This is a genomic window from Micromonospora sp. NBC_01638 (genome assembly GCF_045209745.1).
Classification (GTDB): domain Bacteria; phylum Actinomycetota; class Actinomycetes; order Mycobacteriales; family Micromonosporaceae; genus Micromonospora.
The window spans coordinates 2,280,105-2,297,676 of sequence record NZ_CP109273.1; the positions used below are offsets into that span (position 1 = coordinate 2,280,105).

General features: G+C 66.9%; 4 protein-coding genes. All 4 read left to right on the forward strand.

Going from position 1 to position 17,572, the window contains the following annotated elements; all coding sequences use genetic code 11:
- Nucleotides 1-66: 66 nt before the first annotated feature.
- Genes OG811_RS10780 through OG811_RS10795 form a run of 4 tightly spaced genes read left to right on the forward strand, consistent with a single transcriptional unit; the run spans nucleotide 67 to nucleotide 17,547 of the window.
- Nucleotides 67-3,021, forward strand: coding sequence for a DEAD/DEAH box helicase (locus OG811_RS10780; RefSeq protein ID WP_406073838.1), 2,955 nt, complete (start codon nucleotides 67-69; stop codon nucleotides 3,019-3,021).
- The gene (locus tag OG811_RS10785) at nucleotides 3,018-8,528 is read left to right on the forward strand and encodes a class I SAM-dependent DNA methyltransferase (protein ID WP_406073839.1); all 5,511 of its coding nucleotides are present in this window, start codon (nucleotides 3,018-3,020) and stop codon (nucleotides 8,526-8,528) included. Before OG811_RS10780 ends, OG811_RS10785 begins: the two co-directional genes overlap by 4 nt.
- The gene (locus tag OG811_RS10790) at nucleotides 8,525-15,268 is read left to right on the forward strand and encodes a DEAD/DEAH box helicase (protein ID WP_406073840.1); all 6,744 of its coding nucleotides are present in this window, start codon (nucleotides 8,525-8,527) and stop codon (nucleotides 15,266-15,268) included. The genes OG811_RS10785 and OG811_RS10790 overlap by 4 nt, the downstream gene beginning before the upstream one ends.
- Nucleotides 15,265-17,547 carry a UvrD-helicase domain-containing protein gene (locus tag OG811_RS10795; RefSeq protein WP_406073841.1) on the forward strand — a complete coding sequence of 761 codons (2,283 nt, stop codon included), beginning with the start codon at nucleotides 15,265-15,267 and terminating at the stop codon, nucleotides 17,545-17,547. Before OG811_RS10790 ends, OG811_RS10795 begins: the two co-directional genes overlap by 4 nt.
- Nucleotides 17,548-17,572 lie beyond the last annotated feature (25 nt).

Consider the following 17,572-nt stretch of genomic DNA (forward strand, 5'->3'; position numbering starts at 1 on the left):
CGGCTCAACCGACCCTGTAGCAGGGTGTAGGGCGGTCGAACAGCAGAACGAGGAGCGGGGCAAAGAGTGAATATCGAGGCCGAGACCGCAACCGGCGAGGGCAAGGTGTCGGCCGGCTTCCCGCCGGGGTCGCAGGTACTCGTACGTGACGAGCAGTGGCTGATACGCAAAAGCACGTTCACCAGGCGCGACAAATGGATGATCGAGGTCACTGGGGTGTCGCCGTTCGTCCGCGGCGAGGAAGCCATCTTCTATCAGAGCCTCGACGACATCCGAATCCTCGATCCGCGCGAGACCAAGCTGGTGGCGGACGACTCGGCGAACCACCGGCGGGCCCGGCTGTTCCTGGAGGCGGTATTCCGCAAGACTGCGCTGCCGCAGACCGAGCACGGGCTCGCGCTCGCAGACGGCTTCCTGATGCATCCGCAGGTGCACCAACTGCGGCCGGCTGAGCTAGCGCTGTCGATGAAGAACCCGCAGCCTCGGATCCTGATCGCGGACGTGGTGGGCCTGGGCAAGACCCTGGAGATCGGTATCTTGCTGGCTGAACTGATCCGACGCGGTCGCGGCGAGCGGATCCTCGTGGTGACGCCGCAGCACATCCTGGAACAGTTCCAGCGGGAGATGTGGACGCGGTTCGCCATCCCGCTTGTCCGATTGGACTCGACCGGCATCCAGCGGGTGCAGCGGGAGATTCCGGCGGGACGTAACCCGTTCGCGTACTTCAAGCGGGCGATCATCTCGGTGGACACGCTGAAGAGCGCCGTCTACGCCCATCATCTGGAGCAGACCGACTGGGACGCCGTCGTCATCGACGAGTCGCACAACCTGGTCAACCGGGGCACCCAGAACAACGAGCTGGCCCGGTTGCTCGCTCGCAAGACCGACGCGCTGATCCTCGCGTCAGCCACGCCGCACAACGGCCGAGCGGAGTCGTTCGCCGAGCTCATTCACATGCTGGACGAGGCCGCGATCGCCGATCCGAGCAACTACGATGTCGACCAGCTTGAGCATCTCTATATCCGCCGGACGAAGACCTCGCCTGAAGTGCGGGACTCGCTGACCGGTTCCTGGCCGGATCGCGGGCCGTCGACGCCAGTGCACGTTCAGGCCAGCGCGGCAGAGACCGCAGTCTTCGCGGAACTGATCGAGCGGTGGATCCCGGCCGAGGGCGGTACTTCGGTCAGCACCCATCAGCTGGTGCCGTATCAGCTGCTCAAGTCGTTCCTCTCCTCGCACCGGGCGTTGCGGGCGACGATCCGGACGCGGTTGAAAACGATCGATACGTTCTTGGCCGAGAAGCCGGGCGATAAGGCGCGCCTTGCGGAGCGGACAGCGCTCCTGACGCTGCAGGAACTGACTGGGTACATCCAGGACGACGACGCGTCGAAGTTGACCGCCTTGGTGGCGCAGTTGCGTGAACTCGGCGTAGGACCGGGGTCGGGCACCCGGGTCGTGATCTTCTCGGAACGCATCCCGACGCTCACCTGGCTGGCCGAGACCGTTCCCGCCGTGCTCGGCTTCCCAGCTACCGCCGAGGTTGCCGATCGCAAACCCTGGACGGCTTTCGGTGGCGCAGTACAGGTCATGCACGGCGAGTCGACCTCCGATGAGGAGCAGCAGCGCATCGTCGAAGCATTCGGCCTGCGTGACGCCCCGGTCCGGATGCTGTTCACTGGCGACATCGCCTCAGAAGGCGTCAACCTTCAACAGCAATGCCACATCCTGGTCCACTACGACCTGCCGTGGTCGCTGATCCGAATCGAGCAGCGCAACGGTCGCATCGACCGGTATGGGCAGAAACACTCACCGCAGTTCCGGGCCCTGGTGCTTACCAGCGACCTGCCGTGGCGCACCGATCCAGAGTCCGGCGCGCCACGCACTCTGGACGACCGGCTGGTCGGCGAGAAGCTGCTGGCAAGGGAAGCCGAAGCCCACAAGATCGAGGGCTCTGCGGAGGCGGTGACCGGCCTGTACCGGGCGTCGGAGGAAGAGGATCGCCTGATCAAGGACCTGGTCGCCGGCCGTACCGTCGAGCAGTCGATCAAGAAGTCCCGAACCGGCCGGACCGGATTCCTGGCCAAGCTCGTCAGCCAGGTCGGCGCTGTCCCGGAACGCAAGGAGATCCGCAGAGCGGAGGTCTTGACACTCTTCTCCTCGACGGCGGACTACTTCAACGAGGGTCTCCGGCAGATCTGCCGGCCCAATCCCGAGGACCAACTGTCGCTCTACCGCGACGACAACGGCACCATCGCATTCGAGCCGCCGGCGGACCTGCTGTACCGACTGCGGTCGCTGCCCCGTTCGTATCTGAAGGAGCAGCAAATCCTGCCCGGCCCGGACTCGCCCGGCCGGCTCCGCATCACCTTCTCGAAGGATCTCGCCGACAACCGGCTGACGGCCGCACGGGAGAGTTCGGACTCGCAATGGCCGACGGTCTCCTACGTGACCGACGTTCATCCGGTGCTGGACTGGCTCACCGACAAGGTGCTCGTCGAGGTCGGCCGGCACGAGGCACCAGTCCTGACCGCGAGTGTGACCGAGCCGGTCTTCCTCGTCCAAGGCATCGCATCGAACCGGCTCGGCCGGCCGACCATAGTCAAGTGGATGGCGGTCACCGGGCTGCCCGACGCTCCCGAGACCCGGGAGCTGACTCCAGAACTGCTGGTTGAATACGGTCTCGGTCCGCGGATGCCGGCCCGCGCGGTACCAAGTGACTTGGACGGACTGACGAAGCTGGTACCAGACGCGATCGAGGAAGCTCGCCGATACTTCAGCGAGATCGAGGGCAGCTACCGCGACAGCCTCAAGGAGGCGCTGGCGCCGTACCGCAAGAAGGTCAGCATATGGAAACAGGAGGCGCTGTTCGCGGGGTCACGGCCGGATCACCGGCAGGTCGACAGCACGGCCGAGCGGCTGATTCAGCTGGTGGCGTCGCTGGAGTCGGTCGGGGCGCCGATGCTGCGCCTGCTGGCCGTGCTGGAACCGCTCGCTGACGGGGTGAAGGGAACACACCGATGAGCCGCGACTACGACTCACTCACCAACCGGGGCGAGTACTTCTCCGCGCACTACCTGGCCGAAGACCTGGACGCCGACCTGCGGAAAGGGATTTTCGCGGTCTGGACCGGGCGCGAGGGCGACGAGAACGACCCACGGCGTACGCCGCGCGAGCTCATCCGTGGTCTGCGCGGCAGCTACCTCGGCGAGGACGGCCGGCTCTACTTCGCCGGGGCCGCGGAACTCGACGGCGACGGCCTGATCCGCCTGGCTACCTACGACAACCCGGAGTGGCGCAAACGGCTGACCGAGTGGCACCAGGAGGTGCTGCGGGCGCTCGGCTTCGAGCCCGCGCCTGTCGAACTCGTCGCGCACCGGGCCGGCCGCGACCACACCGTCACTGCCGCACTGCACACCGACGAGATCATCGCCCTGGACTGCGGCTGGACCGGCAACGCCGACGCGGCTCTCGACCCGAACGGTGCCGGGCGCCTGCTGCATCCCCTGCACATCACCGGGTCCGAGAAGTACGAGACCGGCCCGGCGCTCGCGTCGTGGCTGTTCCAGAGCGAGATCGGCGGTCCCGGCGGCGCCCACCCGCGTTTCGTCCTGCTGCTGCACGGCGGCGTGATCATCCTCGCCGACCGTGGCACCTGGGCCGAGGGGCGCTATCTCGCCGCGAACCTCGACACGGCGTTGGAACGCTACGACCGGACCCAGACCGGCGAACTGTCGACCATCGCCGCTCTGTTCAGCCGCGACATGCTGCGCCCCGGCGACAACGATCCGACCCGCCGCATCGACGTACTGCTGAAGAACTCCAGCACCAACGCCGTCGGCGTCTCCAAGGAACTGCGGCACGGCCTGCAACGCTCCGTCGAGATCCTCGCCAACGAGGTTCTGCTCCGCATGGCGGAGTCGGGCAACAACGTACGCCCGGAGGACATCGAGAGCCCGAAGCTGCCGTTCGCCCGGGAGCTGACCCGCGAGTGCCTGCGATACCTCTACCGGGTCCTCTTCCTGCTCTACGCCGAGGCCCGGCCCGAGCTGGGCATCCTGCCGACCGACGACGGCAGCTACGAGAGCGGCTACTCGATGGCCCGGCTGCGGGAGCTGTGCGCCCTCGACGAAGAGCTCGTCGAGGAGGAGTCGAGAAACGGCTTCCATCTGTACGCGTCCCTCGACCTACTGTTCAACAAGGTCAACTTCGGGCACCGGCAGTACGGCACCGAACCCGACGACGACCTCCCCGGCGATGACGAGGCGACCCGCAAGGAGAAGGCCGAACGCCGCAGCGAGGATCACGGACTGCGGTTCGAAGCGCTGCGCAGCACTCTGCTCGAACCGGGCGCCATCCGGCTGATCGGCACCCGCACCCACGACCCGCGTAGCGACGAGGACGAAGATCCGCGCTGGCTCGACCTACGGCCCCGGAACGCCGCCCTGCACCAGGTGCTGCGCCTGCTCACCATGAAGCAGGGCAAAAAGGGCGAGCGCGGCGGCTTCGTCTCCTACCGTAACCTCGGCATCAACCAGCTCGGCGCCGTCTACGAGGCCCTGATGTCCTACACCGGCATCATCGCCGACGAGGAACTCTGCGAGGTCGCCCGCGAAGGGAACCCGGACGAGGGCTCGTGGCTGGTGCCCGCCCACCGCCAGCAGGACTACCCGGACGAGACGCTGGTCCGCTACAACGAGGCCGACGCCCGACACGGCCTGCGCGGCGTCAAGAAGTACGCGAAGGGCTCGTTCGTCTACCGGCTTTCCGGCCGTGAGCGTGAGACCTCCGCCTCGTACTACACGCCGGAGTCACTGACGAAGGTCACCGTCGAGCTGGCGCTCAAGGAGCAGCTCGACCAGGAACGCGACGCCGACGGCAACACGATCAAGACCCGAGCAGCAGAGCTGCTGTTGTACCGCCTCTGCGAACCAGCGCTCGGTTCCGGCGCGTTCCTGAACGAGGCTATCAACCAGGTCGCCGAGGAGTACCTGCGTCGGCGACAGGACGAGCTGGGGCGGTCCATCCCGTCCGGGCAGATGCTCACCGAGAAGCAGCGGGTCAAGGCCTACATCGCCCTGCACAACGCGTACGGCATCGACCTCAACCCGACCGGCGTCGAGCTGGCCGAGGTCTCGCTGTGGCTCAATACCATGCACCCGGGCATGCTCGCGCCTTGGTTCGGCCTGCATCTGCGGCGCGGGAACTCGCTCATCGGCGCCCGGCGCGCGATCTACGCTGCCGACGACGTCTGCTCCACCGCCAAGGAGTGGCTCAAGGCCAAGGGAACCCTGGCCCCGACTCCGCTGCCGATGCGCGATGAGTACGGCAACCCTCAGCCGCTGCCGGCCGACGCTGTGCACCAGTTTCTCCTGCCCACGCCGGGCTGGGCCGCTGTCGCCGGCAACACCGAGGCAAAACAGCTTTCTACCGACCAGAACAAGAAGCTCGCGGACTGGAAGAAGGGCATCCTCCAGCGGCCAACGCGGAACACCTCACATCTCAAGGCGGACGGCACCCCGAAACTGGTCTCCCGCACCCAGCAGCCGCAGCAGGAGAAGCCGTCCCAGTTCACCCGGCTCCGCGACGCCGCCCGGCGAGTCGAGTTCCTCTGGGCCGCGGTCGTCAAGCGGATGGACATGTCCGAGCAGAACATCGCCCGGCGGATCCCGATCTGGGGAGCTGGGACGGACGAACCCGAGTACGGCTTCCTGCACCAGCAAGAGCGATCGACACCCAAGGAGGACGTGCTCCGGGACCTCTTCGAGGCAGTCGACACCCCGTACTGGCGGCTGAAGCTGGTCATGGACGCCTGGTGTGCCCTCTGGTTCTGGCCGTCCGACCAGGCCCGGCTGCTCGATGGCACCGACGAGGAGTACGAGGTCAGTGGCAGCATCACACGCGACAGCCTGGCCCGCCTGATCGACACCACGGTTCCCGGCACCGACCCACCAGCCGAACTGCCGCAGCAGGCGACATCCACTGCGGTTGCGCCCTCGTCGCCAGCTGCCCGGCGCATGATCTCGCGGCCGATGACGCTCTTCCCCATGGACGGCGACCAGACGACCCTCGACGAACTTGGTTGGGGTCTGGAGCCCGAGCCGGCACCCGTAACGCAGCAGCCCCAGAAGAAGCCTGCGAAGGCCCCGAAGTCCTCGGCGCCGGCACTCCGCCGAGTCATCCCCCTGAAGAACCTCGACGACTGGCTCGACTTCCTCGAAGCAGTCCTCGGCACCGCCGACGTCCCGCAGAACAGTTTCCTCGACGCGTACGACACGCTCGACAAGCTGAAGGATTTCGAGAAGTCCCTGTCCGGGTTCTTGAACATGGACACCAAGCCGCCGGAAGACCGGTTCCCGTGGCTGCGGGTCGTCCGCGACATCGCCGACCGGCAGGGCTTCCTGCACTGGGAGCTGGAGTTCGCACTCATCTTCGCCGAACGAGGCGGCTTTGACCTCCAGGTAGGCAACCCGCCCTGGGTTCGGCCCCGCTGGGACTTCGACGCGGTGATGGCCGAGCACGAGCCCTGGTTCGAACTCGCCGACCGGCCATCCGAGTCCGACAAGGAACGCCGTCGCCGCGATCTACTCACGAAACCGCACATCAAGGCATTTGTCCTTGACGAACTGACCAACAACAGCGCGGCGGTGGCGCTTCTCGGGGCACCCCAGATGTATCCGCTGCTGGCTGGCACCCAGCCGGATCTCTACCGTGCCTTCATGTGCCAGATCTGGGCGCACATGTCGCGCCGAGGGACCGCTGGCATGCTGCACCCGGACACCCACTTCGCCGGCGAGAAGGAAGGGCCACTGCGAGCCGCCGCGTATCACCGGCTCCGCATCCACGGCGACTTTGTCAACTCGGGTCAGCGGTTTTTCCCGCGTCCGGTCGGCGACACGGCCCACTTCGGCATTCATGTGTACGGCCGCGAGAGAGAGATCAGCTTCGCCCATCTCTCGTGGTTGGTGTCGGCCGACGCCCTGCGGCTCTCCGGCGACCACGACGGTTCCGGGGACGTTCCGGGCATCCGTTTCATGAATCGCGAGTTCGATGAGCGACCCCACCGGAGCCGGGTCGTGACCGTGAACGAGGAGGTTCTTGACGTCTGGCGGAAACTGCTCGACGAGGAGCATCGACCAATCAGTCAGGCGCGTCTGCTGTTCCCGGTAAGCACCGCCGAGGCATCCGCTATCGAAGCGTTGGCCATCTACCCCCTCAGGCTTGGATCGCTCGAACCGCAGATTTCGCGAGGCTTCGACGAGGCTGGCGCCAAGAAGACGAGGCTGATCGACTACAACAGGCCGGATCCGAACACAGGACGAGAGTATCAGCCGAAAAGTTGGGACGAAATCGTCTTGAAGGGAACCCAACTGAGCATCGCTACGCCGGTGTTCAAGCGGCACGATGCGAACAGCAACGATCCCTACGGCGCCAACCTCGTCAGCTTGCCGACCGACTTCGTGCCGGACACCGCATATGTCGTGGTTCCCGGTCGCAAGGACGCGTTCCGGGACGCTCATGACCGGTGGATCGATCACATCGAGCTTGCGCGGCTCCGCTCCGACACCGAGGCTCTCGGCGACGCACGGGCGCTGATCGCCGAGTTGGAGAACATCCCCGAGTCGGACGTCGACCCGGAGAAGATCGACGCCATCCTGATCCAGAAGTCACGCCGACCCTACGTCGACTTCTACCGGCTCGCCTGGCGCCGTCAGATCGCCCCGAACACCGAACGCGCCCTCTACGCAGCCATCATCCCTCCAGGGCCTGCTCACATCGACGCGATGCATACCCTGACGATGCCGAATAACCAGGCCAACGTCCTGGTGGCGGGCTTCTGGGCGTCACTTCCTCTCGACTATCTATTGAGGGCGACCGGTCGGGGAGACCTGCGGGTGGCGGGTTCCAAGGCCATGCCGGCGCCTGATGAAGATCATCCGTTTGTAGATGCGCTCCTTCTTCGAACGCTTCGGCTTAACTGTCTGACCTCGGCTTACCGGGATCTGTGGGCCGAGTTGTACAACCCGAGGTGGGCAGCCAGCGAGACCTGGGCACGGGACTGGGCTGGGGCAGAACCGCTGGGTGATGTCGGCCCGGAGTGGACCTCGGAAACGCCGCTGCGGAGCGAACGGGACCGGCGAGCAGCGCTTGTCGAGATCGATGCCCTTGTGGCCGTCTGGCTGGGTATGAGCGCCGAGGCGTTGGTTGCTGCCTACCGGGGTCGCTTCCCCGTTCTGCAGAAGTACGAGGCCGTGACCTGGTTTGACACGGATGGGTGGAAGCTCGCCGGCAACGCCCGGACGATCGGTCAGCGGCAGACGAAGGCGACCTGGGCGCAGTTCGAGGCGTACCAGAATGACAAGTCCGAGCCGAAGACCGTTGCGCCTCCGGAGGGCTTCACGCCGCCGTTCTACAAGGCGGACCGGGTGGCTGAAATGACAGCGGCGCACGCGGTGTTCCAGGCTCGGCTGGATGCGGCGATCGCTCGCGGCGAGTGGGATCCGGTCGCGCGGAAGGCGGCGAAGCAGTGAGGCCGACCCTGGAGGCGCGCGGGCTGAAGGAGAGCCTGCTGCAGTACCTGTCGACCACCTACGCGCTGGCCGACGAGGGTGCCCGAGAGGCGCTGCACCGATTCCTCGGCAACGAGACGTCGGGGATGTTCCGTGGGCCGTTCCTGCGGATCAGGACTCCGTTCACCACGGCGGCGCCGGGTTGGGAGCAGCATCTGGAGTGGCGGCGGGAGGGCTGGACGCCGTACGCCCATCAGGCTCGGGCTTTTGCCCGGTTGAGCTCGGCGAATGGTCACGTGCCGGAGCCGACGCTGGTCACCACGGGCACAGGCTCCGGTAAGACGGAGTCGTTCCTTTACCCGATCCTCGATCACTGTCGCCGGGAGCGGGCGGCCGGGCGGTCCGGGGTGAAGGCGTTGCTGCTGTACCCGATGAACGCGCTCGCCACCGACCAGGCGCAGCGGATCAACGGGCTGCTTCTCGGGCACCGCGACGAGCTGGGCACGGTGACGGCCGGCCTCTACATCGGTGACCGGGCCGCGATCCAGTACGAACGGGTCTACACCCGGCGGCAGGACATGCAGCTGACCCCGCCGGACATCCTGATCACCAACTACAAGATGCTCGACCTGCTCCTTCAGCGGGTCGACGACGCGCCGCTGTGGCAGGACGCGGACCTTCGCTACGTGGTGGTGGACGAGTTCCACACCTACGACGGCGCGCAGGGTACCGACGTCGCGATGCTGCTGCGCCGGCTCGCGTCCGTCGTGGGCGCCGGCGAGGAGGGCCGCCCGCTGGGCCCGATCTGCCCGGTGGCCACCTCGGCGACGCTCGCCTCGGCGTCCGACGAGCGCGCCACCGAGGATCTGCTAAAGGTGGCGACAGCGGTGTTCGGCACCCCGTTCGCCGCTGAGGCGATCGTCGGTGAGGATCGCCTCACTATCGACGAGTTCATCCCACTGCGCGATATCGGGGAGCTACCGGACGAGGACGTGATCCTGCCGACCCCGACGCCGGACGAGCTGCTCGCTCTGCCGGACCCAACCAGCGGCGACGATGCGCTCCTGCTGCTGGCGCATGCTGTGACCGGTGTCGACGATCTGGATCAGATCGAGCTCGGAAGGCGACTCAAACGGCACCTATTCACCAAGGCGTTGCTCATCGCTCTCGAGGGCGATGTGAAGAGTGGCCCGGACGTGCTGCGGCTGATGTGGCGTGCCGGCGCGCAGAGCTGGTCGTCGGCGATCACTCGGCAGCCGGAGAAGGCCGCCGCGGCGCTGGCCAGGTTCGTGGCGCTGCTCTCGTACGCCCGTGATCCTCATTCTCCGCCCGGCGAGCTCCGGCCGTTCGTGCATGTCGAGGTGCACCAGTGGGCTCGGGCGGTGACCCGGCTGCTGCGTGGGGTGTTGCCGTGGCCGAAGGCGGAGTTCCGGTGGGACGTCGCCGGGACCCGCGATCCCGGCACCGATCAGGGCGTGGTGACGGTACCCGTGACGACCGCGACCGCCGGGCAGGCCGCGAACCTGTTCCTGCCGGCGGTCTACTGCCGGGAGTGTGGTCGCTCCGGCTGGGCGGTCTTCTCGCCGGAGAGCGACGACTGGGACGTCCAGTTCGACAGCTACAAGATCCGCCGGGCATCGACGGGGCAGGACAAGGTCCGGATCCGCTACCTGATCGCGGCCACCGACCGGGAGGCCGCCGAGGGCGCCGGCCGCAACACGATGCGTGACGCCGGCCAGCGCGTCGGAGCACCGTCGGCGGCACAGGGTTCTGGCGGGACGCTGATGGTGCTGGACGCCGTCCGGCAGCGGCTGCGGCTACCGGACCCGGGCTCCGACTACAACGAGGACGGACAGCCCGCACTAACCGCGCGGGATTCGACCTTCCTGCTGGTCAACCTTGGTTCGACGGCCAACACGGCCGCGGCGGAGGACTGGTGCCCGGCATGCGGTGAGCGCAACGCCATCCGCTTCCTCGGCACCGGTGCGGCAGCGCTGGCGGCAGCGGCGATCACGCAATTGTTCACCGCTGGCGAGCTGGACAAGGAGGCGTTCGAGGATAAGACCCTCATGTTCAACGACTCGGTCCAGGATGCGGCGCACCGGGCCGGGTTCGTGGCGAACCGGTCGTACACCTTCTCGCTGCGAGCGTTGCTCGCCGCGCACCTGCGCCAGGAGTCCGCCACCGCTCTGAACGACCTGATCGCCGACGTTGTGTCGGCGACGACCGATCCGCAGACCCTCGCTGCGGTCGTACCTCCGGATCTGCATGGCCTGCTCGGTGTCGACCGCCTACTGTCTGGCCGTGGACGTGGTGGCGATATCGCAACCTGGCAGTTGATCGGGCAGCGGCTGGCGTTCGAGACGCTGATGGAGTTCGGGTTCCGCTCCCGCAACGGCCGCACGCTGGAGCTCACCCGCACCGCGGCGGCGCACATCCACCTCGCCGATCCGGCCGCCGTCACGGCGATGGTCAAGGAGATCCATCTCGATCTGGGCCGGGACGGCCTGCCGATCATGGAGGCCGACGACGCCACCTACCTGGGTTTCGTCCGGGTATTTCTGGAACGGCTTCGCAGCCGCGGCGCTGTCTCGCACAAGTGGCTGAGCAAGTACATCGACGAGGCCGGGACGAGCCGGTACTTTATCTGGGGACAGCGTCCGCAGGGCATGCGAGCGTTCCCGAACCGGGTCGCGGCGCCGAAGTTCCTGCTCGCGGCGCCGAAGAACGGCAGTGACTTCGACGTGGCCTCCGGCCGGCTGTCCTGGTACGAGCGATGGGCGGGACGCACGCTCGGCCTGTCGCGGGAGGTCATCCCGGAGTTCTGGTACCGGCTGCTGCCTGAGCTGGCCTCGGCTGGGCTGTTGTCGGTTCGTACCCCGAATGATTCCTCCGCCCGCATCTACGGCCTGCAGCCGGGCAACGTAGAAGCCCTGCTGCTGGACGACGGCCAGGTGCGGGAGGCTTTCGTACGTTGCCCGGTCTGTTTCTGGGAGCAGACGGTGCATCCGTCACTGCTCGACCAGTGGCACGGCCAGCGGTGCCCGGCCTATCGGTGCCGCACCGGCCGCCTGATCGCCGGCAACCGGCCGATGGAACTCGGGCGCCACCAGCGTGACCGTGACTACACCCAGGACTACTACCGCCGGCTTTACCGGCAGGCGGGCACCTATCAGGTGAACACCGCCGAACACACCGGCATGCTCACCCGCCAGCAGCGGGAACGGGTCGAGCAGGCGTTCAAGCGAGGCCGCAAGCCCGACGAGACGGGCGTAGTGGCGTTCAAGAACCCGAATGTCCTGTCCTGCACGCCGACGCTGGAGATGGGTATCGACATCGGGGACCTCTCCGCTGTGGTACTCGCCGCGCTGCCTCGCCGACCAGCGGGCTACGCCCAGCAGACCGGACGTGCCGGACGGCGTACCGGCAACGCGTTCCTGCTGACCATCGCCGACCGTTCCCGGCGTGACCTGTACTTCCTGGATCAGCCGAAGGAACTCATCACCGGGACGATCGTGCCGCCGGGCTGTTACCTGTCCGCGGTGGAGATCCTGCGCCGGCAGTACCTCGCCCACCTTCTCGACCTCGCCGCGGCCGGCCGCCTTGTCCGCCCTGACGGGGTCGTGCTGCGGGCGCTGCCGGACCGGGTGAACGCGCTATTCGGGCCGTCCGGGTATCTCGTCGACCTGATCGAGGTCGCCATCACCCAGGCCGCCGAACTCGTGGCGGGTTTCCTTCGGCTGTTTCCCCGCGACGACCGCGCCGACCTGTTGCCACGCGGTGTCACCGACGATGCCCGCATCGATCTTATCGAGTACGCCACACGCGGCCTGCGGGCGGCGCTGGAGGAAGCCGAGCGGGAGTGGCGACGCCAGGACGAAGGGTTGCGGGCCCGGATCCGGACGATCAGCGAGGCCTACGACGAGCTGCACGACTCCGACCCTGACGAGGCGGATGAGAAGGCGATGCTGGATGCCGAGCGGCGTGCGCTCGGCAAACGGCTGATGGACCTCGGCCAGACCACGGCGCAGGGTGCGTTGTGCGATCTGGGCCTGCTGCCCAACTACGCTCTGGTCGACACAGTCACCACACTCAACGCCACGCTGTACGGGCCGGACGGTGTGAGCCCGAAGGACGGCAAGACGCCCCGGTACAAGTCGAAACCGGTGAGCTACCAGCGGCCCCGCCGATACGCCCTGGAGGAGTTCGCCCCCGGCAACACCTTCTACGTCAACGGCTACCGCCACCAGATTACCGGCATCGACATCATCACGTCTGGCCGGCCCGAGTGGCATCATTGGCGCGTCTGCCCCGGTTGCGGGTACATCCGCACAGAAGACGCCGTGCACGACCGGTCTGCCTGCCCCCGCTGCGACAGCACCTACATCGCCGACGACGGCTGCCTCTTCCAAATCGTCGAGCCGTCGACCGTGACTTCGCGTGACCTGCGGGAAGACGCCCGGATCCGGGACGACAAGGACGAACGCGACCGTCGCTTCTACACGGTCGTCGACGCGGTCGACTTCCCCGACGGCGAGATCGCCCCCGGTTCGTGGCGGCACGCGCACCAGACGTTCGGCGTCGACTACTGCCGGCGCGCGATGATCCGGCGCATCAACGTCGGGCCGGCCCGCTATGACGCGCCGCCGCGGGACGACTTCGCCGGGCACACCGTACGGATTAATCCGTTCCACGTCTGCACCGGATGTGGGGCAACGAGCGCGGACGGTCAGCCGGTCTTCAATCTCGAATCGGACGCTCTCACCTCCTCCCAGACGCGTAACCCACAGCTGAAGAATCACCGCCCGTGGTGCCCGCTGCGCCGGGGCAAGCCGGACAACATCACGCAGGAGAAGGTCCTGCTCGCCCACCAGTTGCGGACAGAGGCGCTGCGCATCCTGCTTCCCGCTGCGGCCGCCGACGTCGACACCCGGGTGCACTCCTTCCGGGCGGCGCTACGGATGGGCGTGGACCTGCACTTCGGCGGCGACCCCCAGCACCTGGACACCACCGTCGCCTCCATGCCGGACCAGGCGAGCGGGGAACGCCGCTGGTTCCTGGTCCTCTACGACCGGCTTCCGGGAGGCACCGGCTACCTGGACCGGCTCACCAAGGCCGAAGACTTCCAAAAGGTGCTCTTGAAGGCACACGCCGCGCTGCTCGACTGCAAGTGCAAGGACGAGCAGCGCCGGGCCTGCCATCGCTGCCTGCACCGGTACACCCCCGAACCGCAGCAGGACCTTGTCTCCCGCAACACCGCGCTTCGGATGATCAGCTCGCTGCTCTTCGACGACGACGGGTGGGAGACCGAACCGGTCGCCAACACCCGGAAGATCGGACTGGACGGCCAGCTCGAATCCGACCTCGAACAGCGCTTCCTCGACCTGCTGCGCGGCTGGGTGTCGGTTACCGACGGCGTATCGCTCGACGAGGACGGCCATGCCAGCGGGCACCTGCGCTTTGCCCGCGGTACTGACCTGGTCCACTGGCGGATGACTGCCCAGCAGCAGCTGCGCCGGACCAGGACTGACTTCACATTCAATCGGGTGGACGGTCCCAGCCAGAGTGTCACCGTCTACCTGGAGGGCTTCCGGTTCCACGCCACCCCTGAGCACAACCGCATCGCGTCGGACGCCCGGCAGCGGACCGTCCTACGCGCCGAGGGCCACCGCGTCTTCCAGGTCACCTGGTCCGACATCGAGCTGTTCGAGCAGCAGCCAACCTCCACCCGGCCGGTCTGGCCGCCGTACTCAGGAACGGCCCAGGAGCAGGCCAAGGACGCTTACGAGGAGTTCGACGGCAACCGGGCCCAGCTGACCGGCATGATCTACACCAATCCGGTGAACTCTCTGATCGCCTACCTGCGAGACCCCGACGAGCGGCGGTGGGCGTCAGCGGCGGGCGCCATGGTGACCGGGCTGCTGGCCGAGCCAGGAACCGCTCTCCTAACGGCGACGACCGATCGCCGGGAACTGGCCCAGACGCTCCGTGCCGAACTCAACGGACTCACTGCTGGCCAGTCCGAACAGCCCCCGCCTGCCGGGGACCCGGACGCCACGCTGCACGCTTTCCGGGCGCACGATCAGTGCGGGCTGCCGATCATCGTCATCCTCGACGTCAACGATCCGGACCACCCGCGCTGGACGGCGCTCGCGGCTCTCGACGACCGTGACACCGCACTCACCGGCGATGGCCACTGGCAGCGCTGGCGCTCGTGGCTCTACTGGACGAACCTCACTCAGTTCCTCGCGTACGCCGGCGGTGACGGAGTCCAACTCGCCTACAGCACCGCCGTCGACCTCGACCTCGACACCCTCCTCGTCTGCGGCGGCGTCGGTGAACTCGACTCGCTGAACGGCCCGCCGCCGCCGAAGCCGACGGTCAGCGTCGACAAACCCGCTGCGGCGACGTCCGGACCGCGGGACCAGCAGTGGGACGACGAGATCCTGGAGATCCTCGACGATGAGCCGGAAAACGGCGGTGACCTCGGTGTTCTCGCCCGCAGGTTGGCCGACCGGGGCAAACGCGCACCCGTGTTCGGCTACGAACTCGGCGCCGGCCGGTGGCAGGTCGACTTCGCCTGGCTCCTGCCAAACCTCAAGATCGCAGTAGTGGCCCTGCACGGTGATGACACCGACGCACGGCACCGGAACGATGCATACGCCGAGGAAGGCTGGACGATGCGAACCGCGGCCGAGTGGCTCCAACACCTCGACGAACTCGAAGACCTGCTGCCCGACATGGAAGACTCCGAGTCATGACCGCGCGACTCAGCCTGCACTACAAGGCCGAGGAAGAGCTCTACAAGCTCGACCGGACGGTCAAGGGACTGTTCTACGACTTCTGCCACCGGTTTCGGAAGAACCCAGATCAGCCTGGCCTGGATCTGAAGAAGCTCAAGGGCGACTCCCGCATCCACCGCGCCAAAATCAACCAGTCGTATCGGGCACTGCTCATTCCGGTCGAGACCGACGAGCGTGGCCGCCAGCACTGGCTGATCATCGCGGTCCGGCATCGCAAGGACGTGTACGACGAACTCCAGGTCGCGGTCAACCGAGTCACCGGAGAGCTCGAGTTCGTCGACCTCGCCGTGATGGGTGACAGCTCCCTGCAGCGTGCCGGGATCACGCTCACCCCGGCCGAGCCCGAAGATGTAGCACCAACGCCGGCTCCCATTCCAGAGCCTGATCAGGTTCCAGACCGGCCGCCCCTACTCGGCGCCTACACGGCCGACCAACTCCGCGACCTCGGCGTTGCCGAGCAGCTCATCGACTTGGCCTTGGCTGTCACGACTGATGAGGAACTCGACCGACTCGTCTCGGGTGCACCGCTGCTGTCCAAGGACGTGCTTTACGGACTCGCGGCAGGGATGAGCATCGATTCAGTGCTCGAAGAGGTGACCCGCCCGGTAAAACTGTCGACTGCCCCGGACCTCGCCGACATCTCTACCGCGGTCAGCCGAACCAATGTTTCGTCGATCGACGACGACGTGCAGGCTGCCCTGGACGAGGGCAGTTTCCGTAGCTGGAAGCACTACCTGCACCCGACCCAGGCCAAAACCGCTCGGCGTCAATACACCGGTCCGGCCCGCGTCTCCGGCGGTCCGGGCACAGGCAAGACCGTCGTCGCGCTGCACCGGGTCAAGTATCTCGTCGAGCAGCTGACCGGCGACGGTGTGCAGATTCTGCTTACAACCTTCACCGCCAACCTCGCCGCCGACCTGCGGCTCCGCCTCACCTCGCTGATCAGCGAACCGGAGCTGCTGGCGAGGGTTGACGTCATGCACATTGACCAGCTCGCCGCCCGTGTCATCGGTGAGAACACCGATCAGCGCAACCGGCGCAAGCGCATCAGCGATCAGGCAGCCATGATCGAGATGCGTCAGCTCCTCCTCGAACTCGACGAACAGCGCTGGGAGGCAGACTTTCTCCTCGACGAATGGGAGCAGGTTATTCTCGGCCAGGCACTGACAACCCGGTCGGACTACTTTAGCGCCCGACGCGGCGGGCGTGGCCGCGCACTCACCCGCCCAGAACGCAGCCAGATCTGGAAGCTCATCGAGCAGTTCGCCGCCCGTCTGGACAAGCTCGGCGCCGAGACCTGGGGCCAGGCCGCCGAACGCGCCGCCCGCTTCGAGATCGAACGCGCCGCCGCAGCGGAGCGGTACCGAAGCTCCCCTCCGACGGCTGACGACAGCTCCGGCTCTCGGCCTTTCGCGCACCGGTACCGGCACGTCATCGTCGACGAAGCCCAGGACCTCCGCGCCGCTCACTGGAAGATGTTGCGCGCCATGGTTGAGCCCGGCGCGAATGACCTCTTCATCGCCGGCGACACTCACCAGCGGATCTATGACCACCAGGTCTCCCTGGGTGCCCTGGGCATCAACATCCGGGGCCGCTCACGTCGGTTGACACTTAGCTACCGCACCACCCGCGAGATCCTGGAACACGCCCTCCGGATGGCCGAAGGCAACAAGACCGTCTACGACGATCTCGACGACGGCGTCGACAACCTCTCGGGATTCCGGTCCGTGCTGCACGGCCCCACACCGACCTTTTTGGGATATCAGAACTGGCCGGGCGAACTGGCCGGCGTCGGCACACTGCTACAGGGATGGCGCGACGAACTCTCGACGGACGACAGTGGCGCCCGCCAAGACCCGTCCGGCCACGTCGCGGTCGCGGTCGCGGATCACGAACAGCTGACCCAGGTCATCGAGTACCTGGAGACACAGGGCGGCCTGACCTGCGCTGAGCTCACTAAGGACGGGCCGCGTGGCGACGGCGAGATTCACGTGGGGACGATGCACCGGTTCAAGGGCCTTGAGTATCAGCGGCTGGCGATCATCGGAGTGCGCAAGGGTGCGATCCCACGTCCCTACATCGAACGCTACCGCCGGTCCGACCCGCAGCGGTACGAGCTCGAGCAACGCAAGGCCCGGTCGCTGCTGTTCGTCGCCGCGACCCGTGCCCGAGATGTATTAGCCATCACTTGGCACGGTGCACCCAGCCCTCTGTTGGATCCAGTGGTTAACGGCTGAGACCGCCCTGATGCGACTGCTCGAT